At 51.3% G+C, this 1,946-nt stretch carries 1 protein-coding gene; it reads right to left on the bottom strand.

All coding sequences use genetic code 11. From position 1 onward, the window contains the following. Positions 1-318: 318 nt before the first annotated feature. Positions 319-1,868 (bottom strand): IS3 family transposase gene (locus QOL74_RS18310; protein ID WP_430383886.1). Its coding sequence is split into 2 segments (ribosomal slippage): positions 319-1,406 and positions 1,406-1,868, totalling 1,551 coding nucleotides; the frame shifts between segments, so codons are not numbered across the junction. Positions 1,869-1,946: the final 78 nt, after the last annotated feature.

The following is a 1,946-nucleotide window of genomic DNA, read 5'->3' as shown; positions in this document are numbered from 1 at the left end:
CGGTAATTGTCAAGATAGTTGTCCGAAAAACCTTCCAAATTAAAGTAGAGTTTCTGCATTGTTTGAATAACCGGTTGATATATCGGGATCAAGTATGTTGACATGACGTCATTTAGTAAAACAACACCTCTTGATTTTGCGATCTTTGAAAACGCATTTATTTCACGGTCACCTTGACAGCGAGCCTCTTGGCGGCATGGGTACTGGCAGCAGAGGCATCTCCTTTGGTCAAGGCAGAACGTCTCTGAGGGGGCGATGCCTGGCGGCCAGCCTACCATGCTGCCCCTCGCTGTCAAGGCGCTTTCGCGACATAAACGCTTAGTTTATCGTCGGATGGGCGGTACTGCTTTTTTCAGAAACTGGATTGAGCCATACTTCTTCGGGAATGGTCCATTTTCTGGTATGGCGGCTCCACCTGGTGGGGTTTAGGCTTTTGGCTTTCTCATAGGTTTCCCGTCTTTTGGCAAGGATGGTGTCTGCTTGACCGGTATGCCTCTGGTGAGGAGTGAGAAAGGCAATGCCGCTGTGTTTATGCCTGTAATTGTACCAGTGTTCAAACTGTAAGACCCAGGCCCGGGCTTTAAATAAATCCTGAAAGCCTTTGGCAGGAAAGCTGGGCCGATATTTGCAGGTTCTGAAGATGGACTCTGCATAAGGGTTATCGTTACTGACTCGGGGTCGGCTGCGGGAGGGTGTAATCCCCAATTTGTACAGGGTTTCCAATAGGGTGGCACCTTTCATGGGACTTCCATTATCGCTGTGCAGCACCAGGGGCGTTTGGTTGAGGCCGATGCCTTGGGCCAGGGCAGCTTTCTTCACCAGCCGGCTGGCATTGGCAGCGGATTCTTCCACATGGACTTCCCAGCCAACGATCATCCGGCTGTAAAGGTCCAGGATTAGGTAGAGGTAGTAGTACAGGCCTTTCACAGGGCCTGGTAACCAGGTAATGTCCCACATCCATACTTGATTGGGCCCTTGGGCTTTATGGGTGGGCAGGGGGCGTTTGACGGGGGCTTGGCTTCTGCCCCGGTGGTGCTGCATCCCTCGCTCCCTTAGTTTCCGGTAGATGGTGGACTCGGAGGCCAGGTACATTCCCAGGTCTGCCAAGGAGGGAACAATCTGACTGGGTGGCAAACTTTGATACTCCGGTGAATGGATCACTTCCATGATGGCATTTTCTTCTTCGATGGTTAGTTTATTGGCTGGAGCAGGACGTTCTGCCAGCGGGCGTTGGTCTTCCTGGTGGTGCCGCCAGCGGCGAAGGGTTCTTGTATGGATTCCCAGTACTCTACAGGCTTTGATTTCTCGAGCACCCGCCTTTACGGCTTCATCGATCAGCTGGATAGCTTGGATGCGATCTGAGGTGCTGATCATTCGTCCTCGGGGTCCCCCCAGATCGCTCGGGCCTTTTTTTGCAGGATCATGAGGGCAGCCGCTTCCGCCAATGCTTTTTCCTTGCGGTTCAGTTCTTTTTCCAGCTTTTTGTACTCATGGTCTTTTTCTTTCAAAGCCTTATGCATCCGGGCAGCTTCCTGAGCGATTCCACCATTGGCCTGATGGCATGCGTTACGCCAGGCTTCCACTTGCTCCACATACAGCCCTTTCTTCCGACAGTATTCTGCCAGTTCTGCTTCATTCAAAGCGGCGGTTTCCAGCACAATCTGGAACTTGTCCTGACTGCTCCAAGCTTCACTGCTGGACTCTCCATCGGTGATGACAAAACCTTTTGCCTTAGCTTCTTTTTTCCATTTGAACAGGGTGGCCTCTGACAGGCCAGTTTCCTGGGAGATAGCAGATACACTCTTGTTTTCAGGCGGCATCATTTTCTTGATGATATTGTATTTGAATTCCTGGCTGTATCGGGGCATCATTTTCCTCCTCATGGGCTTCGTTTCTTCAACTATACTTTAGGAGGAGGCCTCTGACAACTATCCTAACACTGGGGG

It is taken from the genome of Anoxynatronum buryatiense (assembly GCF_900182905.1).
GTDB classification, from domain to species: domain Bacteria; phylum Bacillota; class Clostridia; order Peptostreptococcales; family Tindalliaceae; genus Anoxynatronum; species Anoxynatronum buryatiense.
This window is presented reverse-complemented; position numbering and strand designations above follow the sequence as displayed.